The 23,575-nt window shown below is 59.7% G+C and carries 21 protein-coding genes and 1 pseudogene; 4 read left to right on the plus strand and 18 right to left on the minus strand.

Going from position 1 to position 23,575, the window contains the following annotated elements; genetic code table 11:
* Positions 1-10: 10 nt before the first annotated feature.
* The 11 genes from ACR0JN_RS15935 to ACR0JN_RS15985 form a co-directional block, all read right to left on the minus strand.
* Positions 11-973, minus strand: a complete 963-nt coding sequence (locus tag ACR0JN_RS15935) for a cupin domain-containing protein (protein WP_480887036.1) — start codon at positions 971-973, stop codon at positions 11-13.
* Positions 974-1,120: 147 nt separating this feature from the next.
* Positions 1,121-2,113, minus strand: a complete 993-nt coding sequence (locus ACR0JN_RS15940) for a nuclear transport factor 2 family protein (RefSeq protein ID WP_480887038.1) — start codon at positions 2,111-2,113, stop codon at positions 1,121-1,123.
* Positions 2,110-3,153 (minus strand): LacI family DNA-binding transcriptional regulator, encoded by a 1,044-nt coding sequence (locus ACR0JN_RS15945; RefSeq protein ID WP_480887040.1) that lies wholly within the window; start codon positions 3,151-3,153, stop codon positions 2,110-2,112. Before ACR0JN_RS15945 ends, ACR0JN_RS15940 begins: the two co-directional genes overlap by 4 nt.
* Positions 3,153-3,917 (minus strand): SDR family NAD(P)-dependent oxidoreductase, encoded by a 765-nt coding sequence (locus tag ACR0JN_RS15950; protein ID WP_480887041.1) that lies wholly within the window; start codon positions 3,915-3,917, stop codon positions 3,153-3,155. Before ACR0JN_RS15950 ends, ACR0JN_RS15945 begins: the two co-directional genes overlap by 1 nt.
* Positions 3,917-4,972, minus strand: coding sequence for an ester cyclase (locus ACR0JN_RS15955; RefSeq protein ID WP_480887044.1), 1,056 nt, complete (start codon positions 4,970-4,972; stop codon positions 3,917-3,919). The genes ACR0JN_RS15950 and ACR0JN_RS15955 overlap by 1 nt, the downstream gene beginning before the upstream one ends.
* Before the next feature lie 48 nt (positions 4,973-5,020).
* The gene (gene hisD / locus ACR0JN_RS15960; protein ID WP_480887046.1) at positions 5,021-6,352 is read right to left on the minus strand and encodes a histidinol dehydrogenase; all 1,332 of its coding nucleotides are present in this window, start codon (positions 6,350-6,352) and stop codon (positions 5,021-5,023) included.
* A gap of 10 nt (positions 6,353-6,362) precedes the next feature.
* Positions 6,363-6,893, minus strand: a complete 531-nt coding sequence (locus ACR0JN_RS15965) for an ester cyclase (RefSeq protein ID WP_480887049.1) — start codon at positions 6,891-6,893, stop codon at positions 6,363-6,365.
* 4 nt (positions 6,894-6,897) lie between these two features.
* Positions 6,898-8,052: a carbohydrate ABC transporter permease gene (locus tag ACR0JN_RS15970; RefSeq protein WP_480855175.1), complete on the minus strand. Its 1,155-nt coding sequence runs from the start codon at positions 8,050-8,052 to the stop codon at positions 6,898-6,900.
* A 1-nt stretch (position 8,053) separates the two neighbouring features.
* Positions 8,054-9,076: a carbohydrate ABC transporter permease gene (locus ACR0JN_RS15975; protein WP_480887051.1), complete on the minus strand. Its 1,023-nt coding sequence runs from the start codon at positions 9,074-9,076 to the stop codon at positions 8,054-8,056.
* Between the two features lie 67 nt (positions 9,077-9,143).
* The gene (locus ACR0JN_RS15980; RefSeq protein WP_480887053.1) at positions 9,144-10,355 is read right to left on the minus strand and encodes an ABC transporter substrate-binding protein; all 1,212 of its coding nucleotides are present in this window, start codon (positions 10,353-10,355) and stop codon (positions 9,144-9,146) included.
* A gap of 48 nt (positions 10,356-10,403) precedes the next feature.
* The gene (locus tag ACR0JN_RS15985) at positions 10,404-11,477 is read right to left on the minus strand and encodes an ABC transporter ATP-binding protein (RefSeq protein ID WP_480887055.1); all 1,074 of its coding nucleotides are present in this window, start codon (positions 11,475-11,477) and stop codon (positions 10,404-10,406) included.
* Positions 11,478-11,749: 272 nt separating this feature from the next.
* Between ACR0JN_RS15985 and ACR0JN_RS15990 the strand changes: the two genes are divergently transcribed.
* Together ACR0JN_RS15990 and ACR0JN_RS15995 are read left to right on the plus strand one after the other, a co-directional pair.
* Positions 11,750-12,643 carry an ester cyclase gene (locus ACR0JN_RS15990; RefSeq protein ID WP_480887057.1) on the plus strand — a complete coding sequence of 298 codons (894 nt, stop codon included), beginning with the start codon at positions 11,750-11,752 and terminating at the stop codon, positions 12,641-12,643.
* The gene (locus ACR0JN_RS15995; protein WP_480887058.1) at positions 12,640-13,518 is read left to right on the plus strand and encodes an amidohydrolase family protein; all 879 of its coding nucleotides are present in this window, start codon (positions 12,640-12,642) and stop codon (positions 13,516-13,518) included. The genes ACR0JN_RS15990 and ACR0JN_RS15995 overlap by 4 nt, the downstream gene beginning before the upstream one ends.
* A 5-nt stretch (positions 13,519-13,523) precedes the next feature.
* Here the strand turns inward: ACR0JN_RS15995 and ACR0JN_RS16000 are convergent, their stop codons facing one another.
* Positions 13,524-14,207, minus strand: a complete 684-nt coding sequence (locus ACR0JN_RS16000; RefSeq protein ID WP_480887061.1) for a DnaA N-terminal domain-containing protein — start codon at positions 14,205-14,207, stop codon at positions 13,524-13,526.
* 468 nt (positions 14,208-14,675) lie between these two features.
* Between ACR0JN_RS16000 and ACR0JN_RS16005 the strand changes: the two genes are divergently transcribed.
* Both ACR0JN_RS16005 and ACR0JN_RS16010 read left to right on the plus strand, forming a co-directional pair.
* On the plus strand, positions 14,676-15,983 hold the full coding sequence (locus tag ACR0JN_RS16005; RefSeq protein ID WP_480887063.1) for an AAA family ATPase: 1,308 nt from the start codon (positions 14,676-14,678) through the stop codon (positions 15,981-15,983).
* Positions 15,980-17,086, plus strand: a complete 1,107-nt coding sequence (locus ACR0JN_RS16010) for a ParB/RepB/Spo0J family partition protein (protein WP_480887065.1) — start codon at positions 15,980-15,982, stop codon at positions 17,084-17,086. The genes ACR0JN_RS16005 and ACR0JN_RS16010 overlap by 4 nt, the downstream gene beginning before the upstream one ends.
* 326 nt (positions 17,087-17,412) lie before the next feature.
* On the opposite strand, the gene ACR0JN_RS16015 is transcribed toward ACR0JN_RS16010, so the two are convergent.
* The 6 genes and pseudogenes from ACR0JN_RS16015 to ACR0JN_RS16040 form a co-directional block, all read right to left on the minus strand.
* Positions 17,413-17,574: a hypothetical protein gene (locus ACR0JN_RS16015; protein WP_480816328.1), complete on the minus strand. Its 162-nt coding sequence runs from the start codon at positions 17,572-17,574 to the stop codon at positions 17,413-17,415.
* 514 nt (positions 17,575-18,088) lie between these two features.
* Positions 18,089-19,094, minus strand: a pseudogene (locus ACR0JN_RS16020) (IS110 family RNA-guided transposase).
* Between the two features lie 94 nt (positions 19,095-19,188).
* Positions 19,189-20,916, minus strand: a complete 1,728-nt coding sequence (locus ACR0JN_RS16025; RefSeq protein WP_480887067.1) for a thiamine pyrophosphate-binding protein — start codon at positions 20,914-20,916, stop codon at positions 19,189-19,191.
* Entirely contained in the window at positions 20,917-22,044 is a 1,128-nt protein-coding gene (locus ACR0JN_RS16030) for an enolase C-terminal domain-like protein (protein ID WP_480887069.1), read from the minus strand.
* Complete coding sequence (locus tag ACR0JN_RS16035; RefSeq protein ID WP_480887071.1) at positions 22,041-22,787, minus strand: aspartate/glutamate racemase family protein; 747 nt, start codon at positions 22,785-22,787, stop codon at positions 22,041-22,043. Before ACR0JN_RS16035 ends, ACR0JN_RS16030 begins: the two co-directional genes overlap by 4 nt.
* A complete protein-coding gene (locus ACR0JN_RS16040) occupies positions 22,784-23,485 on the minus strand; it encodes a GntR family transcriptional regulator (RefSeq protein WP_480887073.1) in 702 nt (233 codons plus the stop codon). The genes ACR0JN_RS16035 and ACR0JN_RS16040 overlap by 4 nt, the downstream gene beginning before the upstream one ends.
* Positions 23,486-23,575: the final 90 nt, after the last annotated feature.

Raw genomic sequence — 23,575 nt, forward strand, 5'->3', positions numbered from 1 at the left:
TCTCCTTCGCTCAGTTGCCAGTCCAGGTCGCACCCGCAGGATCGTCGGTTGCCGTGATCCGGTACAGCCCCGCCTGCCCGGTCATCGAAGGCTGCACGCTATAGGCTTCGCCCGGCAAAACCAGCGCGGTGTCCCCCACGGACAAAGTGGTTTCATACCCGTCCACCGAAATCCGCCAATGGCCGCTGGCGGGCATAAGGACGACCGGTTTGCCCACCGCCACCGGCTCCGCCACGCAAGAGCCGCGCCCGAGGAAATCGACCTCGAACCCCGGCTTGTCCTTGATCAGACCGTTTTCACCGATCACCACGGCAGGCTTGTCGGCGGCCAGCGCCATCAGGTCCCAGTAGCGGGCGACATATTTGCCGATCACGGCCTCGACCGGCACCTCGGGATAGGCTTTCAGTTCCTCCTCGGTCAGCAAAGGCATCGGGCGCACGTTATGGGGCAGGTCCTGACCCTTTTTGCTGTCATAAAGCACGCCGTTATCGCCCAGCATCAGCCCATGCGCCTGCGCATCCTCGATGACTTGCGGGGCCCAGGTGACACCGCCGCCCGCATCGTCGCCGCCCAGCATCGACATGATCATGCCGTAGTCCTGGCCCACATTCTCGAACCCGCGAAAGATGCCGGTCGGGATGTTGAAGATGTCGCCCTCTTCCGCAATGAACTCGCCCGCCGTGCCGTAGCGGCCCCAGAAGAACCGCCAGCGGCCTTTGGCGACAAAGAACACCTCGGCCGTTGTATGGCTGTGCAATGAGTTGCGGCATTTCGGCGGCTGCCCCGCCGCACCGATGTTGAAGCCGATCTTGTCGGTGATGTGAACGTGCTGGTCGGGCGACTCGGACACGCCGCCGCCGATGATGGTGAAGTTTTCCTTCTGATCGCTGCCCGGGGTATGGGCATCGATAAAAGCGGTTTTGCAGGGTTTCAATTCGCCATAGCGGACGATGCGTTGCTGGATGGTACTCATGACCTTATCTCCTTGAATGTGAGGGCAATGGGATCAATCCCCGCCCTCCGGGAGGTCGATTGTTCAGTCGCCGCGCCCGCAGCGAGGCGCGATGGCAATGAAACCGCCGCGCCGCGTGACTGGCATTCAGAGACGAAACCCGCGCGGTCACTCAGCTTTCCCACTTTGCAGCAAAATCTGTTTCCAGACCGAGGTTTCGTCGAACAGCGTATACTCCCGCCGCAGTTGCGGCTGACCACCAATCAAGGCCCCGAACTCGGCATGGCTGATGCCCAGCACATAAACCTGCGCCCCTGTCGGCGCACCGAACACGCCCCAGCCGTCATGCTTGCCCCACAGGCTCCAGCGGAGCGCGGCACGCGGCGGCATCTGCGGATCGTCGCGCCCGATCTGATGGTCGATCCGGAACTCGGCATTCGGGAAACTGGCGCGCAAGCCCATCCAGAATCGATCCACCGGGTCCCAGCCGTGGCCGGTCATGCCGCCCACATATTCGGACTGCACCGCACGGTCATATTCGGCCTCGATCACGCCCATATCCGCGCCCATGATCCGGGTCAGGATATCCGCGTAACGCTGACCCCATTCGTTGTCATTGCCCCGGCCTTTGTAGGGGCCGGGCTGGTCGATCTCGGGCGTCAGCGGCCGGACGCAATTCTCGGGCCCGCCCTCGCGTGCGATCAGATCAGCGGCATACTCCTTGGGCTCCCACCCCATCTGCCGGACAATGGCGCCCTGATCCCGGATCAGCCATTCGTCGTTAATCTGGTTGTCGATGGCATGACAGTCCGCCAGAATGCGATAGCGCAGTTTGGTGCCGGTCGGCTTGCCATATACACCCTCGGCCAAATGCGTCGCCGTCGAGATAATCCTGTGCGAGCTCAACATCCCCTCGCCCGGCGTGCCAGACCAGATCACATCCTCGCCCAGCAATTGCCGGTCGGGAAACTCGGCCAGCGTCGCCATGGTCGCGCCGATCACGTTCTGATTGCCCAACACCACCGAACCGGGCGAGCGCACGACGATATCCTTGCTGTAGTAGTCGTGCAGGGTCGCGATGCCCCGGTCTTCCCAAATCTCTTTGGTGATACCGATGATGTAATCGGGAAAATCCCGGAATTTGGGATCAAAGCCTTTCATGTGTTCGTCCTTTGTGGGGTCCATCCTTTGGGCAACCGGGCCGAGGTACGCACGATCAGTGGCCCGTCAATCGCCACCTTGCGCGGCTCGGCCACCGCCGGGTCCTGAATATGGGTCAACAGCGCATCGACCGTTTCCGAGACCATAAGGTTCGCCCGCTGCCGGATCGTCGTCAGATTATAGGCGGGCCAGCCTGCCGGGGGCACATCGTCGTAGCCCACGACCGAGACATCCTCGGGCACGCGCAGGCCCAGTTCGAACCGGATTACATCCATCACCGCCAGCGCCATGTGGTCATTGGCGACAAACACCGCGTCGGGTCGCTGGTCAGGTGCCACATCAAACATCCGGCGCGCGGCGGCGCGGGCGATTTCGGTGTGGAAATCGCCAACATCATGGGCAAACAGGTCCTGCCCCGCATCGCTTAGCGCCGCGCGGAACCCGGCCTCGCGGTCGCGCTGGGTCGAGGCCCCTTGCCATCCCGCAACATAGGCGATTTTCTCATGCCTCCCGGCCAGCAGAAACTCGGCCACTTTACGCCCGCCGGCATAATTGTCAGAGGCAACAGTGGTGATCCCGTCAATATCCTGACTGCGGTTGAACAGAACCACCGGCACACCCGCCTGCTGGCACCGCGTCGCAATATCCGAGGACATGGGAACCGAGGCAAGAATGACACCATCGACCTGATAGTCGAGGATCTCCTCCATCACGTTGTCTATATTGCCCGCCGACCGCGAGGCCATGAAGATCAGGACGTGATAGCCATGCTTTTGCAGACCGTTCGACAGTTTCTCAAGCGCTTCGGGGTAGAAGTAATTGTCCAGATACCCGACCACCAATCCGATGATGCGACTTTTGCCCGATACCATCGCGCGCGCCAGCACGTTCGGGCGATAGCCCAGCTCGGTGGCGGCTTTGCGCACTTTTTCCTCGGTTTTCTTGCTGACCGAGGCTCCGGGCGTAAACACCCGACTGACCGCCGACTGGCTTACTCCAGCCAGTTGCGCAACCTGCAGCGATGTGACTTTCTCAGCCATCAGTCCGCCGTCCACCCCCCGTCAATCAGCATCGACGTGCCGGTCACCAGCGCCGAGGCGTCCGAGGCCAGATAGCGCACCGCGCCCATGATGTCTTCGACCTCGCCCACGCGATCCAGCTTGATCTTGTCCATAATCCACGCGGCGCGTTCGGGGTTGTCGAATGTGGCCTGAGTCAGCGGCGTGCGGATGAAGGTCGGGCAGACCGTATTGATCCGGATACCCTGCTTGCCCCACTCGATGGCCATGGATTTGACCATCCCCTCAAGCCCGTGTTTGGTGGCGCAATAAAGCGCCCGATCCACCCCGCCCACATGGCCCATCTGGCTGGAGATATGGATGATCGACCCACGCCTGCCCGCGCCCATCAATGCCTTCGCCGCATAAGCCGACAGGAAATAGGCCGAACGCAGATTGACACTTGTCACCGCATCGAAATCCTCGGGCGTGGTCTCAACCGCCGCGCTGTGGCGCGCAGTCCCGGCTGAGTTCACCACCACATCAAATACGCGCCCGTCAAACACGCCGTACAAAGCGTCCAGATCGCCCTGATCCAACACCACGGCCTCGGCCGACCACCCCTGCGCCTGCAATGCCACAACGGTTTCGTTCAACCAGTCAGCCCCGCGCGCCGCACAAACCACTTGCGCCCCGGCCTCGGCCAAAGCGACGGCGCAGCCCTGCCCGATGCCCGAGGACGCGCCAGTTACAAGCGCGGTTTTTCCATCCAGCGAAAATGAAGGGGTGCGGGGCAAGTCAGTCATCAGCTCATTCCATCCGGTATCTCAATAGGGCCCACGTTCCGGGCCTTATTGAACTCCCGCAGTCGAGCAAAAACGTCAACGCCAAGTTGCCGGTAGGCGTCCAGCAAATCGACCAGAACCCAGTTTTCCCGAATCCGGCCCTCCTCGAGCCGCCAGAAATCAAGGCTGCGCATGGTGATCCGCTGGCCCGAGGGCGCAATGCCCATCCAGCCGTCATCCGTGACCGTCTGGATCATGTTGGGCCATCCCGTAACAGCCGCATAGTCGCCATCGCCGAAGAAGTGATAGGTGATCTCGTCCACATACTGCCCGCGATCCGGCATTCCGTTTAAAAACGGAATCTGGTGCCAGTTGCGAAACCCCGCATAGCCCCGCCCGGTGCCAATCCCAGACGGCCCGTACCAGTTCATTCGAGGGTGCCAGAACCGCTCCATCTCCATCACTTCGGGGCCGCCTTCTGACGGGTGTTTCTTGAGGTGATCCAGCATGTCGATGATATGCTGGCACGCGGCCTGCCCCTTTGCCGCATCATAAGGTCCGGGCACAAACCCATCCTGCGTCGCCGGACCTGGCACATGCCACTCGCGCCCCAGACTTGGGGCCATCGGCCAGGCATTTGCCTGCATCATCACTTCGGGAATATCCCAAAGCGCCTGCATCTCGACCAGTTTACCATTCTCGAACCGAAAGAACTCGTGAAACCGCATGGTCACCTGATGACCGGTCGGAGGGATATCCAGCCACGGCCCAACGAACGTGCCGGTGTAATAACCACCGCATCCAACCCAGTCAGCGCCGCCCCCATCCGGCCCGGCCATGACGATGTAGTCGCGCCGCTCCAGATCGGGCCAGGCCCCCAACAGGTCCCGAAAAGCCGTATCAAAAAACGCCTCACTGCCGATGCTGTCCCCAAACGGATGGCACAGCCTGAACACAGCATCCGGAGCACTCGCCTCTGCCAGCGCCCCGCGCACTCCGGCTTCGGAGAAATCATACATCGCCGCCCGCAGCGGCGCGATAAGACCCTTGTTCTGACTGTGCCGATCCAATTTCATCTTTTCCAAAATACTCCGGGGGAGGCCAAAGGCCGGGGGCAGAACCCCCTACTCTGCCGCCTCCCGATAGGGCGCTGCTTCCCCGTAGGGCACGTTGATCCCGCCATAGCGACGCACCCGGATGTTGCACTGCTCGGCATGGCCCACGAACCCTTCCAGCATGCACAGGCGCGAGCCATATTCGCCGATCAGCGTCGCCGCCTCATCGGTCAGAACCTTCTGATAGCTGTGCGTTTTCAGGTATTTCCCAACCCACAACCCGCCAGTATACCGCCCCGCTTTCTTGGTCGGCAGCGTGTGGTTGGTCCCGATCACCTTGTCCCCGTTCGAGACATTGGTCCGCGGCCCCAGAAACAGCGCGCCATAGCAGGTCATATTCTCAAGGAACCAGTCATCGCGGTCGGTCATCACCTGCACATGTTCGGAGGCAATGTCATCAGCCATCTGCAGCATTTCATCGTAGGTGTCGCAGACGATCACCTCGCCATACTCGTCCCAAGACACTTTCGCGGTCCCGGCCGTCGGCAGAATGCCCAACAGGCGATCCACTTCCGAAAGGGTCTCCTCGGCCAGCTTGCGCGAATTGGTCAGCAATACGCAGGGGCTGTTGTAACCATGCTCGGCCTGCCCCAGCAGGTCAGTGGCACACAGCTCAGCATCGGCGGCGCTCTCATCCGCGATTACCATCGTCTCGGTCGGACCAGCGAACAGGTCAATCCCGACCCGGCCAAACAACTGCCGCTTGGCCTCGGCGACAAAGGCGTTGCCGGGACCGACCAGCATGTGAACGGGATCAATGGTCTCGGTCCCCAAAGCCATCGCGCCGATGGCCTGAATACCGCCCATCACATAAATCTCATGCGCGCCGCCCAGGTGCATTGCCGCAATCACCGCCGGGTTCGGCTTGCCCTGAAACGGAGGCGTACAGGCAATGATCCGGGGCACCCCCGCCACGCTTGCCGTTGCCACCGACATATGGGCCGAGGCCACCATCGGGAACTTGCCACCCGGGACATAGCAGCCCACGGACTGCACTGGGATGTTCTTATGGCCAAGGATCACACCCGGCAGCGTCTCGATCTCGATATCCAGCATCGAATCCCGCTGCGCCTGCGCAAAGTTCCGAACCTGCGCCTGCGCGAATTTGATATCGGCCAGTTCGCGGTCGGTCAGTTGCCCGATCAGCGCGTCGATCTCAGCCTGCGACAAGCGGAACGAGGCAGGCGCATAGTTGTCGAACTTCTCACTCAACTCGCGCACGGCGGCGTCGCCACGGGTTTCGATGTCTTTCAGCGTCGCTTCCACAACAGCGCGGGTTTTGGCATCGTCTTCGGCCCGATCAGCGTCAGATTTGCCGCGTTTAAGATACTCGATTGCCATTTTCCAATCCTCAGTTTTCGGGCCGGGGCGGCGTTTTCTCGCCTCGGTCAAATGCTTCCCAGCCTTCGCCGTTGAACAGGTCCACACCAAGCTGCGCGGCGACATGGGCAAAATCCACGTTCACCCAGTTGTCGACAATCTTGCCGTCCACCACTTTCCAGAAATCCATGTACCGGATCTCGACCCGCTTTCCGGTGGGGGCGATGCCCAGAAACTCGCCGGAATGGGTGGCCTCTTGCCGGCCAAAGGCAGCGGCCCATTCGCCCATATAGAGGCGTGCCTCGTCGATGCAGGTCTTGTCGGAAAACGCCGCCTGGAAGGGGCGCTGCCAGTTGTCCTGAAACTCTTTCAGGCCGGTCTTGGTGCCGCAGCCCTGATTGCCCATCCAGCGGAAACCCTGCGAAAAGAACTCACCAATATCGTCAATACGATGGTCGTTCAGACCGTCCACCATGGTTTCGATCACGCGGCGCGTATCTTCGGTTTTGCTCAAATCCGTGTCACGGGTCAGAACGGCTTGTTCCGGGCGGGAACCCTTCATTTCTTTATCCTTTTACTGCGCCAGCAGTCAGTCCGCTTACGATTTGGCGTTGGAAGATCATCACAAGGAAGAACAGCGGCGCGATGATCGACACCGCAGCGGCCACAGCGACCACTTGGTCGGTCGTCGTTGTCTCGCGGTTGAACATGCCCGCAATGGCGGGGACCATCGTCTGGTTCTGCGCATCAAGCAGCAGTGAGGTTACAAGAAAGTCGTTATAAGCCAGCAGGAAGCTGAACAGCCCGGTCGTAATCACCCCCGGCCACATCACCGGCATGATCACCCGGCGGAAGGCCTGAAAGTGGTTGCAGCCATCAACCCGCGCGGCCTCGTCCAGTTCAGCCGGAATGTTCTGGAAGAACGAGCGCAGCATCCAGATCGTGAACGGCTGATTGATCGCCACCAGCACCGCGATCACGGCAAAAGGCTTGCCATAAAGCGTCGGTGCGTTCTCACCCAGAATAGGTGCCAGCCATTCGGCTGAGTTGATGAAGACCGGCAGATAGCCCGCCACCAGAACCGAATGCGGCAGCGCGCGGAAGATAAGCGCGATCAGCAAGATCCAGAAGGCCAGTGTCGAGCCCGACCGCGCCAGTCCATAACCCGCCAGAGTTCCCACTGTCAGCGACACGGTCACAACCCCGGCGGTCACGATCAGCGAGTTTTTGAAATTGTTTGAAAAACCCCGGTCAACCCAGACGGTCTTGTAATGCTCGGTCGTCATGCCCAACACATCGCGACCCAAGGGGCCGAAGAGCGGGTTCAACACATTCAGAACCGCAGGCAAGACCACAAAGAACACCAGAAGGAAGGCGATCAGCGCGACCAGTACTCCGACCACCCAGCCGAACCATGCCTGACCCGGCGCGGTGTATTCCTTGATCTTCGCGGGCAGTACTTTGGTCACGAGCATCGCCGCGCCCCAGATCACCGCGATGCCTAGGATGATATCCAGAATCGAAAGCCCATTCCCTGTGGCCAGAGTTGCCGGGCCAAAGATCACGTTCAAGGCGTTGCTGTCATAGGCATCCACGGGGGATTTGACACTCATGATCGCGATCCAGACTATCGGGAAGGCGGCCACAAGGCACCAGAACGCCAGGAAGATATTCGAGGTCAGCCGCAGGCTGAGCGGTTGGCGAAGTGCGCGCGAGGACATATCAGTGGCCTCCTTTATGGTCGCGCCAGGTGCGGCGCAGCGGCAGGATCAGCAAAATGACGATCCCGATCATGGTCAGCATCGCGCTGGCCGAAGCCCGGCTGATCGACCGGTTGCCCGCCTGATCCGGCACGAGGAAGTCGAAGGTCAGCCATTGCAGCGAGATGACATAAGCTTGGCTCGAGAAACCGACGATCTCTTCGAAGACCCTGTAGGCGTCCATCAGGTGGATCATCGAGACAAAAATGATCAGCGGCATCAGATGCGGAATGACGATGTATTTCATCCGCTGCCAACGAGTCGCCCCGTCGATCACGGCGCTTTCCAGACTGTCCTGATTGACGGTCTGCAGCCCGGCGTAAAACACAACGGCCGCAAACGGGGCCACGTGCCAGACACGGTAGAACATCATCAGGATTTCAATCGTCCACGCCTGCGCAAACAGCGCGATGTCGCGGTTCAGCCACCATTCCAGCAGCGCTGTCAGGATGCCGTCACCACGGAACAGCCAGTTGATCGACAGCGCGCCGATCACGGGCGTAATGATGAAGGGCAGCAGCGAGATAAAGATAACCGGCCCGCGGATCGACCGCGCGGCGTTGTTGATCAAAACCGCGATGCCCAGCCCGAACCCGATGACCAGAGGCAGCGTGATCAGCGTGAAGGTCAGCGTGAACCGTAGCGCCTTCCAGAAGTTGATCGTGGACAGGACCGACCAGTTGCCCTCGGTGATCGCGCGCCACGCGCGTTCAGGCTCCAGCACGTTGCGATAGCTTTGCAGGCCGACATATTCGGTCTGGGTGATCACCTCGCCATGCTCATCCAGCTTGGGTTGCGACTTTTCTTCGGTGACGCAAGTCTGGGTCAGAAAGCCGGGGGTGCAGGTCTCGACTTCGACCGTCTCGTAGACGGGTTGGGTGATGTAAAAGCTTTGCTTGAACACGCTGACCAATGGGAAAGCGATAAAGAGAAGCATCATAAAGACAGAGGGGCCAACAAAGGCGGCAAATGTCCTGAAATTCATGGCTCTGCCTTTCTCATGGTTCTCGGGTGGGGAAATAGGGAGGGCACGGGGCCCTCCCCAGAGAGGATCAGTTGCTGATCAGACCAGCCTCTTTCGCAGCGGTGATATAGTCCGCCTCGATATCGGCCAGTGCGGTCTGCGCGTCCTTGGCCCCGGTCAGGTAATCGGCCAGACCATTGCCCAACGCGCTGTGCAGCACACCCATTGCAGCGCTGGCCGGGTAGGCCCCCGCACCGTTTTCCGCCGAGGCAGCGGCGCCAGCGGCCAGTTCGCCGGGTTGGTAAGCAGCGTTCAGCCAGACGGCGGTGTCATTGTTGGCGCTGACCATGTCTCCGTCGATCCCTTCCATGACCAGACGGAAGGCGGCGTCTGCCTCTTCGTCGCTCATGTTCGAGGCCAGAACGATGCCGTCCCACCAGATCGTGGTTGAGGGACGCTCGGAGCCCATCGGGGCCGACGCCATGGTGACCTTGCCGACCACCTGGCTTTCAGCCTCGTCATTCATGGCAGCTGCGCGGCTGGCCCACAGGTTCGCCATGGCGATCTTGCCCTGCTGGAACTGCTGCTGAACATAGGTGGAATCGGACACGAGGTATTCAGGATCCATGAACTCGGTCATGGCCTTCATGGTCTCAAGCGCCTTGATGCCCTTTTCGTTGTTGATCGCGGGCATGTTGCCTTCGCCAAGGAACGCCCCGCCTTCGCCCATATACATGTTGACGAATTCCTGCGCGAGGTTCCAACCGGTCTTGAAGGTGCCGCCGATGGGGTATTCCATCACGCCGGCCTCTTTGATCTTGGCGGCGGCCGCCAGAACATCGTCATAGGTCTTGGGCTCTTCGATGCCCAGCTCGGCCAGAACGTCGTCGCGGTACATCAGGTGCTGCGCGTTCACCATCATGGCAATCGCCATCACCTTGCCATCCACCTTGATCAGCTGGTTGGGCAACAGGTCCTGCCCGTATTTCGCAACCAGATCATCCAGCGGACGGATCGTGCCCGCGTTCAGCAGCGGGATCATGGTTTCATTCGCAACACCGCCGATCTGATAGAGCGAGGGGTTGGCCGCAAAGGCCTCGGGCTGCTTCTCGCGGAATTCCTGATCCAGCGAGGCGCTGAAATTGCCGCATTCGGCCATCGCGTCGGTCACGGCTTTCCAGGCTTCAAAACCCGCAGACAGCGATTTCAGCGGCACTTCGTTTTCATAAGAACAGGCCGCCGATGCACCGCCTGCGGCGATGGCCATGGCCCCTGCCAAAAGGATCGTCTTGAGTTTCATGCGTTTCTCCCTGTCAGGATCGGTCCGTCGTCGACGTCCGGACCGCTGTTATGCCCGTGCGGGCTGTTGTTGGGGATGCTCCCCCATCCGCGCACCGCTTCCAGCTTCGAAGAGGTGACAGATTTCTGTCGGCACCGAGAACGAGACGTTTTCGCCAATCTCGGCGCGGAAGGATTTGTCGGCCTTGACCGACACCAAGGCACCGCCAACCCGGACCGAGATCATGGTGGCATCCCCCAGCAGCTCCAGCGTGTAGATCGGCGCGGTGATCTGGCCTGCGCCTTCGGCAAGGCTGGCATCTTCGGCCCGGAATCCCAGCGTCATAGGACCGTCGGGTGCATCGACCGGAATCTCGACATGTTCGGCACGAAACACTCCGCCCGTGACCTCACCGTCCATCAGGTTCATCGCGGGCGAGCCAATGAAGCTGGCGACAAAGGTATTGGCGGGGCGGTCGTAGATCTCGGTCGGGCTTCCGACCTGCTGCACTACGCCCTGCTTCATCACCACAACACGGTCGGCCAGCGTCATCGCTTCGATCTGATCGTGGGTCACATAGATCGTCGTCACCGCCAGTTCGTGGCTCAGGTTCTTGATCTGCGCCCGGGTCGAAACCCGCAGCTTGGCATCCAAGTTCGACAGCGGTTCATCCATCAGGAACACATTCGGCTCGCGCACGATGGCGCGGGCCAGCGCCACACGCTGCCGCTGACCGCCCGACAACTCAGCCGGTTTGCGATGCAGGAAATCGTCAAGCTCCACCATCGCGCTGGCGCGGCGCACCTTGTCGTCATGGGTGGCCGGATCGATCCCCCGCACTTTCAGCGGGAAGCGAATGTTCTCATAGACATTCATGTTGGGATATAAAGCGTAGCTTTGGAACACCATCGCCACGTCGCGGTCCTTGGGTTCCAGATCGTTGACGACCCGGCCATCGACCAGAATCTCGCCCTCGCTCACATCCTCGAGTCCCGCGATCATGCGCATCGTCGTGGTCTTGCCACATCCCGAGGGGCCCAGCAGAACCAGAAACTCCCGGTCTGCAATTGTCAGGTCGAAATTATGGACCCCGATAAAGGACCCCCACCGCTTGCCGACATTGCGCAGCTGAATTTCCGCCATGGTGCCCCCTGCAAGGATTCGGTTTGCATACGTTTGCAAAACTGTAAGTCGCATACATCAAATCAGGCAAGACTTTTTTGCATACGTATGCAAGAATAAGCCGAAACGGCGATTCAAAAGCCTGCATCGCCCCCTCTAACAGTGTGACGAAGAACGGAAAAACTGTGAGCTTCCAGAAAGAGAAACACCTGGTCCTGGCCTTTCACGACGCCCTTGAAACAGCGGACGATGCAAATCTTGTAGGCATAATTCAGCAGTTTTGCGCACAAGGTATGAACTGGCGTGGCTTCCATCCCTTCGACCAAATCACCGGCGCGCAGGCGATTGCCGAAAAATTCTGGCAACCGCTGAAACACAGCCTGAAACGAATGCAGCGCCGACAGGATATTTTCTTCGCCGGTCGCAACTCTCTGGACCAGGGCGAGGATGTCTGGGTGGTCTCGATGGGCCACCTGATGGGCCTGTTTGACGCCCCGTGGCTGGGTATCCGCCCCACCGGCAAGATGGCCTTTCTGCGCTATTGCGAGTTTCATCGCGTGTCGCATGGGCAGATCGCCGAAACGGCCATGTATTTCGACATCCCCAATCTGATGGTACAGGCGGGCCAGAACCCCTTCCCCCCGCAAACCGCCGCCCATCTGGTTCAGCCCGGGCCACGGACCCATGACGGTATCCTGACCGAAGACCAGCCCGAGGAAGAAGGCGCTAGGACCTTGGCGGCGATCAACGCCATGATCTCAGACCTCGGCCAGTGGAACAGCGGCCTGACCCTGACCGAGGAACTGGCCCGCACCTGGCATGACGACATGATCTGGTGGGGCCCCGAGGGGATCGGCGCGACCTACACAATCGACCGTTACGCGCAGCAACATTCGGGCCCCTTCCGCGCCGCCTTCGCCGAACGCTCCCAAACCCGCCACATCTGCCGTCTGGCCGAGGGTCACTATGGCGGCTTTTTCGGCTGGCCCAACTTCACCGCCATCCCCACGGGCGGTTTCATGGGCATGCCCGCAACCGAAAAACCCGGAGAATTCAGGGTGATCGACATCTATCGCCGCGCAGACGACAAGCTGGCGGAAAACTGGATCTTCATTGACCTTCTGCATTTCTGGAACCAACAGGGCGTGGATATTCTGGCCCGCACAACAGGGCTTGAACCGCAATGAAGGTCGATGCGCATCACCACCTCTGGGATCTGAACGCCGTCCACTATCCGTGGCTGATGGAGAAAGGCGCGGTCCGCTTCTTCGGCGATCCCGCACCCATCCAGCGCGATTACTTGCTGCCCGAATTTCGCCGGGACGCCGCAGCGGCGGGGTTCACCGCCTCGGTCCATATTCAGGTCGGGGCCGCCGACCCCTGGGTCGAGGCGCAATGGCTGCAAACCGTCGCCGACGCGAACCCGGACTGGCCGCTGGTTCAGGTGGCGTTTTGCGACCTGACCGCAGATGACCTCAGCGCACAGCTTGACCGGTTGCAAACCCTGCCCTCGCTGCGCGGCGTGCGCCAGATCATTGGCCGCTCACCGGGTGAGGACATGACGTCCGGCACTAACGACCTGCTGACCAACCCGAGATTCCTGAGCGGTCTCAGGCAGTTAGGCGATCGGGGCCTGTCCTTCGACCTGCAGTTGCTGCCGGAGTTGATGGAACAAACCGCCGCCGTGCTGGCCCAGGCCCCCAACACCCAAATCGCCCTGTGCCACGCAGGCTCCCCGCACGACCGCTCAACAGCAGGGATCGAGCGCTGGTCCCGCGCCCTGCGCAGTCTCTCGGCGCTGCCGCAGGCCTGTTGCAAACTATCAGGGCTCGGGATGTTCGATCACAACTGGTCCGCCGACAGCGTCCGGCCCATTGTCGAGGCCTGCCTGTCCCAGTTCCAGCCCCATCGTTGCATGTTTGGCTCGAACTTCCCGGTCGACAGCCTGTCCTCGTCTTACGCCGACCTGATCTCGCGATACCGCACGCTGGTTCCTGACGGGTATCAGCAAGAGGTCTTCGGCGAAACAGCCGCGCGATTCTACCGTTTCGCCGCCCCCTAGGCACCCTATTCGACCGTTTCAAAGCGTAAGGAGCGCACCTCGGGGTCCACGCGGCTATAAGCGGCCAGCAGGCGACCGGTCCACTTCTGGGCGATGTAATCAGCCATGAACCGCGACGGGGCCAGCAGGGTGACAACGCCCCCTGCCCGGTCGGCCTCGGTCAAATGCTGGAACCAGCTGGCCCAAAGTTCAGGGTCGCGCCCGTGCAAGATCGCCTGAACCTGGTTCCAGGCTTCAGCGCCGGTATCTTCGGGCATCGGAGGACGGATTTTGAACGGAACGATATTGGTCTCGGCCTCAGGTTTATCCTGCATCCGCGCCTGAAAATCCGGGCCGATCACCGGCCAGACCTCGGATGTATCGATCATCACCTGCTTCAGATCCAGTTCATAAACCGCGACTCGCCCCCGTGCCGCCGGGCGTTTGACCATAATCCAGCCCATGGACCGAAACTTGGCCATCTCGCGTTTCACCGTGCGTTCGTTCACAGACCAGAGTCGGGCAATCTCCTCGCGCCCGATCGAGACTTCGTTCTTTCGCCAATTATACCGGGTGGTGATCAGCGCAACAATGCGCAGAATGCTGCGCTGCCGGTGCTTGTCGCCCGACAAGGCATGAACGGCCAGAGCCGACAGAATGTCATATTTCAGAGCCGGTGCATTGCGCCCGACGGGTTTGGCAACCTGCATTCCTTTTCTCACCGTACTGTCTGCCTCAGACGGATGTTTCCGCCAGTTCAGCGCCGTTTGCCAACGCTTTTCGCTTTGATGCCCTGATTAGCGTCCAAAGCTTCGATTCTGTCAAGCAGAGAGTGAAAATGGCGCGGTCTGGCGACCCTTTGGCCTCAAATCAAATAAAGAAAAAGGGTGAAGTATTGGTGATGGGGGACATCCTGGATGACCCCTTATTGGTCCCTTTTGTCCCCCTATATGCACCGCAACGACCCAGAGCGACCCCCTAAATCTTGAGGTCGGTGTCCACCGCGGCGCTCGGTTTCGGCCCCCTGTCCACCGAATCGGTTCGCACTCCCAAGGTCCTTATTTTCTTACCCGTGGGTAAGATCACACTATGATCATAATTTCTTTTGCGTAAAGCGCAAATCAAGCGTAAATAGGAAACGCATAACATTTAGCGTCCAAAACAATGAGACCCGAGGCATGTACACGCACGAAGACCTGAACGCATTGCGCAACCAGTCGCTCAAGATGCAGGGCTGGATTCGCCAGCAGACTTTCAGCCCCGAGATGGAGAAAACCCTCCGCCGGTTTTCAAGCTGGGAGGTGTCGGAGCTGATCTTCCGGGTGAACCAGTCCACCTTTCGCGGCAAGCTGGCCGCCGATCCGTCCCTACCCGGCGGCGAGGTTGAACCCGACGGCCGCCAGCGCTGGTTCAGCCTGGAAGAGGTGAATGAGCTGCGCCGCCGGCTGAGGGTAAACCGCAAATCCCTGATGCCCCCCCGCCCTGCCGGCAAACGCGCCATGCGCGCGGCGGTGGCCAATTTCAAAGGCGGTGCGGGCAAGTCCACTGTTGCGCTGCATTTGGCCCACGCCGCGGCTTTGGATGGCTACCGGGTTCTGGTGGTCGATTTCGACCCGCAGGCGACGCTTAGCCATTCCATGGGCCTGACCGACGTGGCCGAGGATTTCACCGTCTGGGGCATCATGGCCCGCGACCTGATCCGTGAGACCGAGCGGATGAACAACCGCCCCGCCGCCGCCGAATCCGGCACCGCCCTGCCCCGCCGCGAGTTGCCGCCGTCGATCACCGGCATGGGCCTGGGTGATCTGCGCATTTCCGACTTCATCAAGCAGACGTCGTGGTCGACCATCGACGCCATCCCCTCTTGCGCCAACGCCGCATTTGTCGAATTCGCTTCGGCGCAGTATCGGCACCTGAACCCCGAATGGTCGTTCTTCGCCGCTGTGTCGCGCTATCTGGATCAGATTCCCGATGATGCTTATGACTTGATCCTGTTCGACTGCCCCCCGGCGATTGGTTACCAGTCCATGAATGCGGTGTTTGCCGCGGACATGCTGTATATCCCTTCGGGCCCCGGTTACTGGGAATACGACTCAACCACCTCGTTCATCGGTCAGCTGGCCGAAGCGCTCGAGGATCTGGCCTACGGCTTCGATAAGACCTTACCCACGGGTAAGATCGGCCTGCCGAAAACCTTTTGCGAGTTGCGCTTCCTGCTGACACGATACGAGCCCGGCAACGCCCTTCACCTTGCCATGTTTGACGCGTTCAAAAAAGTGTTCGGCGAACACGTCGCTGAACACCCGGTGGAAATGACCCGCGCTGTCGAGCAATCGGGCCGGTTCCTGAGTTCGGTGTACGAGATGGATTACCGCGAGATGACGCGCGAGACCTGGCGTCGCGCCCGCTCGACCTTTGACAACGTGTATGAAGAATTCCGGGGCGTGATGTTGTCGGCCTGGGACAAGCTGGAGGATGACGCATGAGCCGTAAACGTAGAATGTTCGACATCGACATGCCAGCCATGGAGGACATCCCGGTCGGCAAAATCCCCGACAAGGTGCTGGAGAAACGGCGCGGCCCGATGGCCACGGCCATTTCCGAAAACGCGGATGCCCTGCGCGACCAGCAATCAACCGAGGATACGATCCGCGCCGAAAATGATCGTCTGGCGCATGAACTGGTCCGGCTGCGCTCGGAAGGTTTGATCACCGAACATGTGGCTTTGGCCGACGTGGTGACGGAAAAGCTGACCCGCGACCGCAAGCCCGGCCTCGACCCCGATCTGGACGAGTTGAAAGATTCGATCCGGGATATCGGATTGTCAAACCCGATCCGTCTGGAACGCCGCCCGGATGGCCTGTTTGATCTGATCCAGGGCATGCGTCGGCTGTCCGCCTACCGCGCATTGCACGCGGAAACCGGCGATGATCTCTACGCCAAAATCCCTGCGGGCATTTCCGAGGCCGCCGGGTTGCACGACAGCTACCGGCGCATGGTGGATGAAAACCTGATCCGCAAGGATATCTCATTTGCCGAAATGGGTGCGCTGGCACGGGCCTTTGCCGAAGACCCGGCGAACGACTGTGCTGATGTCGACAAGGCGGTGGCGATCCTGTTCAAATCCGCGAGCTACACGAAACGCAGCTACATCCGGTCCTTTGCTAGTCTTTTGATGATGCTGGACAAGGTGCTGCAGCACCCCAATGACATCCCACGCAATGTAGGGGTCGAGCTTAAGCGGAAACTTGACGCCAATCCCGGGCTTGTCGGTCAGGTCAGCACTGCGTTGAGAAATGAGCCGGACCGCGACGGTCCGCGTGAAGTGGAGATTCTGCGGAGCTTTGTCACATCCGAACCCGTGGCAGCAAAGAAACCGGCCTCGGCGGGCGCGAGTAAGACACGCCGCGCAAAGACAACGTTCCAGGTCTCGGGGAGGGCAGGGGTCGCAAAATGCTCTGCCTCAAGCGGGCGCATCGAATTGCGGTATGATCTGGATTTCACGCGTGTAGATCGCGGAAAACTGGAGCGGGCCATTGCTGTCCTGATTGATGATTTGCAAGAGGAAGACGATCTTACCCACGGGTAAGAAAGTGGTTGCCGATTGTCGGATTGAACGAAACGCCGGGTAATAAGCCCGGCGTTTTGCGTTTGAACATTTGTGTCCACGGTTCGGTCGGCGTGTCCTCGGCGGATTAGCCATGGTCTACGCCCCTTCACGCCTACGATGTACATCGGAGCAAGGGCAGGGGCGTGGTGGTCAACGGAGCGTTGTCGGAGACCGGAACTCACCGTTCCGGAGGGATCAGCCCGTTGGTCAGCTATACCCATGTGATATCCACGTCGCCAGTGCTGGGCGAGAGAGGGCATTCTTGACAGGCGGCTGTTCTAGGTCGCGTGCGTGATCGAGAATGATTACCGACACCATGGCTCCGCCATCTGGCCAGTTCTGCGACGAGCGGAACCACGCAGCGTATTGGCGGGCGTGCCGCGCACGTAGAGATCGGTCAGCGCCTCCTGATCTTCGACAGAAAGCGACGGAGAGGCGGCGGGCAGATATGGGGCAGGGGGCTTCATGAGGTTCATTCTGCGCGGTTTGCGCGATGAAATCAATCGTTACTGATAAGCGATACTTATCGAGAGTGGCTAAGATTTTGAGAGCCAATTTATGTAATCGGCAAAAATAACGAATAATGCGCGTAAGATAGATTGCGTCTCGTTCAAAAAGGGTGGGGAGGGGCTGTCCGAACATTGTTCCCAACTGACAGACTTCGCGTCGTTTCTGTAGTGGATGCTTGAATTTCACAGGAGCCGAAAGTGAAGATCTCATTCAAGGGTCCACATTTTCCGAAAGAGGTGACTTATGTCGGTTCCTTGGCATTGGTTCGGGTACTTCTGACATGCGTTCGGCCTGTTGCGGGGCTTGTGCTCATGCCTCTGACTCGTATGGTGTTAGCGGATCTAGTCCAACTCAGAACCGCGTGCTCAAAGCACTCTGCTGAAAACTGGTTTTCCTGATCGGGTCTCACGATCCTGATGCCAAACCGCCCTTGTCCTTTTCCGTTTCCGCTGCCTCACCGTCGCGTATGCGCTATGTGCGGGTGATTGGAGTTCGGTGGACTTTCCCCTTGCTCATCAGAGCCCAAGCGATCCTCGCCATTTTGTTGGCCAGGGCTACGCGACCCAGCAGTGGTGGCACGCGCTCAATCATTCTAGCAAGCTAAGGATCGCTTCCTGGCTTATTAAATGAAAGCTAAATTGCAACGCTGTTTGCACCGTTGATCAACAATCGCCTGAGCGAACGCTTTCGCATCTTTTTTCGCCCTGAGACGTTGTTTGCCCCCTGTTGAATGCTGCCTTGGCACCAACCGGAGCCAAATCGCGAAGTCACGCCCTCGACGGGACGTTTCCTGCGTCGGGGTAAGGGCCATTACTGCGGTTGCGATGAGCGGGCCAATTCCTAGCACCGCAATAACGCGGAGTGCCATTTCAATTGACCGTACTCGGCGGGTAATCTCGGCATCTAGCTCTTTGATTTGACAATCCAGTTGGTCCAGCATGCTGATCAGTCTTTCAAGACATTCCCGGACCGCAACCGGGATCGTGCTATCGCTAATGTCCAAAAAGGCAACAAGCTTATGAGAATTGGCTTTTCCTTGGGGCGTGAACTGGCCAAGCTCTCCAAGGTGACCTCGAAGAGCAATGGTCAAATGAGTGCACTGCCGAACCAAAGGCTCGCGAGACCGATGTATCATCGCTGACGCCTGCGTCGCTTCACTTTTTACGGCAACAAAACGCATCGTTGGTCGGCACGAAGCTTCACAGATTTCTTCCGCATAAGCCATATCGTTCTTCTGACGTTTGGCAAATGATCTCACACAGGTTGGAGGGATAAAATGGCCCAATCGACCGATCTCACACCCCCAGTAGTGCGCACTTACACAGGCAACCACGCAATGCGGTAGCTTGGCAAAATGCTTGAGGACCTAGCCTCTGCGCAATTTCTTTAGAAGAACAAAGTGACCCGAACCATCTGTTCCGCGCGCCTGGAACACCTTCTTCGCCAAATTCAAGCCAATCATGCTAGTCAATTCCATAGACGCCTCCATTTAGGTTGTTGCAAACCCACAATGGCACATCGAGGCCAGTGGTGGCGTCTAAACCTTCATATCCGGAGAAACCGCTTACCCATTAACAGAAATACGGGAGGTTCTTGTCCTTCGCTGCCCGCACCCAATTGGGGACGAAGGGCACGATTTTGTCCTGGGTAGGAACCATCATCTCGATGAAATTGGCACCGGGGTTGGAAATTGCCTGTGCCAGGATCGGCTCGATTTCGTCCCCGGACGTGATGCGGGCGGTTTCAAAGCCGAAGCCTTCGGCCACTTTCAGATAGTCCACTGCGCCGAAATCCGTTGTCCACGGCGCATCCACATCGTCAAGAAGTATGGCCTCGCCCCGAATCCACCCGAAACTGTCATTGCGGTTGAGGATGATGGTCACATTCTTCCCCGACCGCTTTATGGTTTCCATATCCCCAAGTACAAACCCGATCGATCCGTCACCGGTCAATGAGATGATCGGGCCGTCAGTCGCGTAAGACGCGCCAAGGCCTGCGGGTATGGCATAGCCCAACGCGCCCATTGAGTAGTTGGTGATGTAACGGCGGCCTGCCTCGCGAAAGGTCAGCAGGGCAGACGGATAAATCGCACTGACGCCCGGCTCAGACGTGACTATGGCGTCGGCTGGCATGATCCGGTCAAGCGCCTGTGACAGTTTTACGGGCGATATCGTTCCCGCCGGCATCGGGATGTTTGCGTTAAAAACCTTGTCCAGTGCGGTTCGTTTCACCTGTGTCAGGTCAATGCGTGGCCGGGTTACGGTGGCATGTTCGGATTTCAGAACTTCGATCATGTAAGCAAGGGTGGCGCGCGCATCACCGGCAAGGCCAATCTTGACGGGAAAATTGTTGCCGATATGCGCTTCGGCAATATCGAGATGCAGGAAGGTTTTGTCTTGCGGATCACCGTACAGCTTCCAGTGATCTGTCGCGGCGCTGTCGGTATTCGTTCCGATGAAGAAGATCAGATCGGCATCGTGGACGTACCGGTTCGCATATTCCATGCCACCCCGCGCCCCGACCACCCGCAAGGCCAGCGGGTGATCCTCAGGGATCGTCCCCTTGCCGGGCGTCGTCGTCCCCACGGGGATTTGCAGAAACTCGGCGAGTTCCAGAATGACGTCGGTTGCCTTCGATATCAGGCCACCCTGACCGCACACAATTGCGGGCTTCTTTGCAGATAGCAGCGCCTCTATGGCAGCGCGCACCTTGCTGTGGTCTGCGACCGGGCGGTGTGCCGGATAGGCGCTGTATTCCGGTTCGGCATACAGATCGGCGATATCGGCCTCTTCCCCGAAGATGTTGATTGGCACCCGGATATGCACAGGCGCCGGGCGACCGGAGGTTGCAACGCGAAAGGCGCGGCGAAGCAGGAACGGAATTTCGCGGACATTGGTGATCACAAAGGATTCCTTGCAGATGCTGTCATAAAGGGCCGTCTGATCGACCCCTGTCAGCCCGTGCCTTTTGTCCTGATTGATCGGGATGTCGGACGAGAAGAAAATGACCGGAACCGAGCTCAGGAAGGCTTCGGTGATCCCGGGGGTGCAATGGGTGACACCGGGGCTTGGCGCTTCCAATACGGCGGGTTTGCCGGTGACCTTGGCATAGGCCTCTGCCGCGTACGAGGCCGTGCGTTCGTCTCGGGTCAGGACGAACTCGATATTCGAATGGGCCCGCCATTCCTTGTACCAGCCGATCGTGGTTTCACCCGGCAAACCGAACACATGCGTGACCCCATGCAGTTCCAGCATATTAAGCAAAACCTGCGCGCCGTTCATTCGTGTCAGCTCGGCCATTTACGTGTCCTTCAGAAGTTGGGTGCGGTAGCGCGCCAACGTATCGGGGTCCAGGGCGATACCAAGGCCCGGCGTTGCCGGAACCTGCACATGGCCGTTGCGGACCGGGAAAGGCGTTTGGGCGATATCGGCCTCGGCATAGTAGGTGGACATGTAGAACTCACATCCCAGTGTCAGATCGGGAATGGCCGCCATCAGATGCCCGCCTGCCATATGGGCGACGGAGGTCTCGAACATGCAGCCGCCATACACCTCGATGCCCGCGGCGCGGGCAATGGCGGCGATTTCGATACAGCGCCGGATGCCACCGGATTTGGCGGTTTTCAGCGAGAAGATATTTGCAATCCGGGAGCCGGCACCCTGCAATGCCTGTTGAACGTTGAAAACAGCCTCATCCGCCATGATGGGGACATCGACCGCGCGCGTGATCTCGGCCAGGGCATCGCGCTCATGCATACGCACCGGCTGCTCGACAAAGTCCGGGTGAAACGCTTCGAGGTCGCGGATATGGCGAATGGCATCATAGGCCGGAAGCCCCTGATTGTAGTCGATCCGCAGACCTATGGCGTCCCCATAGGTATCGCGCAGCTTTTCAAGGCGCATGAGATCGAAGGCGTGATCTGCAAACCCGGTCTTGAGCTTGAAGATTCGCACACCGTCGGCCCACAACCGCGCAATGTCCTTAAGGTCGGCGTCGAAATCTGGGTTTGCGACCGAAAAGCTGAGGGGGATTTCGCTGCGGTGCCTGCCACCCACAAGCTCGGCGATCGGTAGGCACGTGATTTGGCCGGTAAGGTCCAACAGCGCGCATTCAAGGGCGGCTTTGGCCTCTGGATGGCCGACCAGAACGCGATCCGCCTGTGCCATGACCGGTTCAACCTGACACGGGTCCTGACCGATGACATGAGGGCGCAGATGCACATGCAGCGCAGCGGCATTCGCCTCGACCGTGCCGGTGAACACGGGCCACGGAGAGGCCTCGCCCCAACCGGTCAGACCGGTGTCTGTGGTCAACTCGCACAGGGCGGCGTTGATCCCGCCGACATCTCCCGAGCCATGAGAATGAACGGCTTGTGCCGGGATGTGAACACAGTGTACGCGCAGCTCCGTAATGCGGTGGTCGCTCATGGCTGCGCCTGCGGGATGTCATCAAGATGGGGCGGGAAACGGCGCGGCAAAAGGCCAGATTGGAACCACAACAGATAGGTGTAGATGGAAAAGACCGGACGGCCCGTGGCTCGACGAATGTCGGCCGCATAGGGAACCATGTTGGTGCATTCCAGCAGGATGGCCCCGATGTTCGGGTGATCCGACACCAATCGCTGGGCGGCGCGGATATTGTCGGCGCGGGCCTGATCAAAGTCGATCTGCGCGGCATCACCCAGCACCTGCGTGGTAAAGTGCGAGCCTGAGCCGGTACCGGCAATGGGCGTGCCTTCGGGAATGCCCGCAGCGTCCAGATGAGCGGTGGTCAGGGTTTCCGAAGATATCGTGAGGATGCCCAGTTCCTGATCGGCGGGCAAAGTCTGGCGGATAAGCGGTGCCTGTAGCAGCGAGGACGATGCAACGGGTACACCAAGTGCGCGGGACATCTCGGTCTGAAACGGGACGAGAAAGCCGCAATTCGTGGCAATGCCGTCGCAACCCAATCCCACCAACTCGCGGCCTGCGTCGATGAACGCGTCCAGCAGCGGTGTAGCATCGCCACGCACAACGTTGTCGGGCGTGGCGGCAGTAACAACCTTGTACTGCACGGGGAAGGGCCATGTGGCTGCGTTGCCGATATCGCCCGGTATTCGCGGGAAACGGGTGTTCAGCATCAGGATGCCGACCGAGGCACCATACACGGTTTTGCCGCCATGCGTTGTCATCGAAGGGTCTCCTGCGGGGCGTAGAGGTCCGCGAAAGCCAGGCGCACGGCCTTGGAGGCATGCTGTGCGCGGTTTTCGATATGTTGGCGCATGGCCGCAGCCGACCCGTCCGCATCCCCCTTGCGCACCAGTTCCAGAATCACGCGGTGCCGTTCCGTTGTGGTTCGCCCGGCGGCCTGCAAACTGCGCAGATCCGCGGCGCGCACAAAGCGGATCTTGTCATAGATGGTCGCCAGCATGCGAATGAGTTCCGGGTTGCCCGAAAGCTGCGCAAGGCTCATGTGAAACGCCTCGTCCAACTCCAACAGGCGCAAGGGGTCCGTGCACGAGGCGTATTCGCTGGCTGTATCGTCAAGGGCGGCGCTGATGCCCTGCACATCGTCCGGACTGGCGTTGTGGGCGGCCTGGCGCGCGATTTCACACTCGATTGCCATGCGGGCCTGATACAGGTGCGTAATCCGCTGATCGGACAGCGCCCTGCAAAAGAATCCGCGCCCGGCGTGGAAATCCACGAACCCCTCGGCCACCAGACGGTTCAGTGCCTCGCGCAGGGGCGTGCGACTGGCCCCGAGGTCACGGGACAGCGCGGATTCGTTGATCCGTTCACCGGGTTTGAAGGCAAACGAAGCCGCCATGACGCGCAATTGCGCGTAAACCGCGCTGACTGTGTCTTCGGCGTTGGAAAGGGTGAGAGTCACATCGGTTTTTCCCATAGAGTCACAAGCAGCGTACGCAAGGCTTGCTTTGAACGCAATGCTGTGCATTGATCTGTATACAGATAAGCGAAG

It is taken from the genome of Ruegeria sp. G12, from assembly GCF_056533565.1.

What these genes read in the sequence shown, in the direction of transcription:
- ACR0JN_RS15985 (WP_480887055.1), bottom strand. Translation starts at nt 11,477, where the DNA reads ATGGCGGAAATTCAGCTGCGCAATGTCGGCAAGCGGTGGGGGTCCTTT.
- ACR0JN_RS16030 (WP_480887069.1), bottom strand. Translation starts at nt 22,044, where the DNA reads ATGAGCGACCACCGCATTACGGAGCTGCGCGTACACTGTGTTCACATC.
- ACR0JN_RS15975 (WP_480887051.1), bottom strand. Translation starts at nt 9,076, where the DNA reads ATGAATTTCAGGACATTTGCCGCCTTTGTTGGCCCCTCTGTCTTTATG.
- ACR0JN_RS15955 (WP_480887044.1), bottom strand. Translation starts at nt 4,972, where the DNA reads ATGAAATTGGATCGGCACAGTCAGAACAAGGGTCTTATCGCGCCGCTG.
- ACR0JN_RS15995 (WP_480887058.1), top strand. Translation starts at nt 12,640, where the DNA reads ATGAAGGTCGATGCGCATCACCACCTCTGGGATCTGAACGCCGTCCAC.
- ACR0JN_RS16000 (WP_480887061.1), bottom strand. Translation starts at nt 14,207, where the DNA reads ATGCAGGTTGCCAAACCCGTCGGGCGCAATGCACCGGCTCTGAAATAT.
- ACR0JN_RS15935 (WP_480887036.1), bottom strand. Translation starts at nt 973, where the DNA reads ATGAGTACCATCCAGCAACGCATCGTCCGCTATGGCGAATTGAAACCC.
- ACR0JN_RS15945 (WP_480887040.1), bottom strand. Translation starts at nt 3,153, where the DNA reads ATGGCTGAGAAAGTCACATCGCTGCAGGTTGCGCAACTGGCTGGAGTA.
- ACR0JN_RS15965 (WP_480887049.1), bottom strand. Translation starts at nt 6,893, where the DNA reads ATGAAGGGTTCCCGCCCGGAACAAGCCGTTCTGACCCGTGACACGGAT.
- ACR0JN_RS15950 (WP_480887041.1), bottom strand. Translation starts at nt 3,917, where the DNA reads ATGACTGACTTGCCCCGCACCCCTTCATTTTCGCTGGATGGAAAAACC.
- ACR0JN_RS16035 (WP_480887071.1), bottom strand. Translation starts at nt 22,787, where the DNA reads ATGACAACGCATGGCGGCAAAACCGTGTATGGTGCCTCGGTCGGCATC.
- ACR0JN_RS16005 (WP_480887063.1), top strand. Translation starts at nt 14,676, where the DNA reads ATGTACACGCACGAAGACCTGAACGCATTGCGCAACCAGTCGCTCAAG.
- hisD (WP_480887046.1), bottom strand. Translation starts at nt 6,352, where the DNA reads ATGGCAATCGAGTATCTTAAACGCGGCAAATCTGACGCTGATCGGGCC.
- ACR0JN_RS16015 (WP_480816328.1), bottom strand. Translation starts at nt 17,574, where the DNA reads ATGAAGCCCCCTGCCCCATATCTGCCCGCCGCCTCTCCGTCGCTTTCT.
- ACR0JN_RS15980 (WP_480887053.1), bottom strand. Translation starts at nt 10,355, where the DNA reads ATGAAACTCAAGACGATCCTTTTGGCAGGGGCCATGGCCATCGCCGCA.
- ACR0JN_RS16010 (WP_480887065.1), top strand. Translation starts at nt 15,980, where the DNA reads ATGAGCCGTAAACGTAGAATGTTCGACATCGACATGCCAGCCATGGAG.
- ACR0JN_RS15990 (WP_480887057.1), top strand. Translation starts at nt 11,750, where the DNA reads ATGAACTGGCGTGGCTTCCATCCCTTCGACCAAATCACCGGCGCGCAG.
- ACR0JN_RS15970 (WP_480855175.1), bottom strand. Translation starts at nt 8,052, where the DNA reads ATGTCCTCGCGCGCACTTCGCCAACCGCTCAGCCTGCGGCTGACCTCG.
- ACR0JN_RS15940 (WP_480887038.1), bottom strand. Translation starts at nt 2,113, where the DNA reads ATGAAAGGCTTTGATCCCAAATTCCGGGATTTTCCCGATTACATCATC.
- ACR0JN_RS16025 (WP_480887067.1), bottom strand. Translation starts at nt 20,916, where the DNA reads ATGGCCGAGCTGACACGAATGAACGGCGCGCAGGTTTTGCTTAATATG.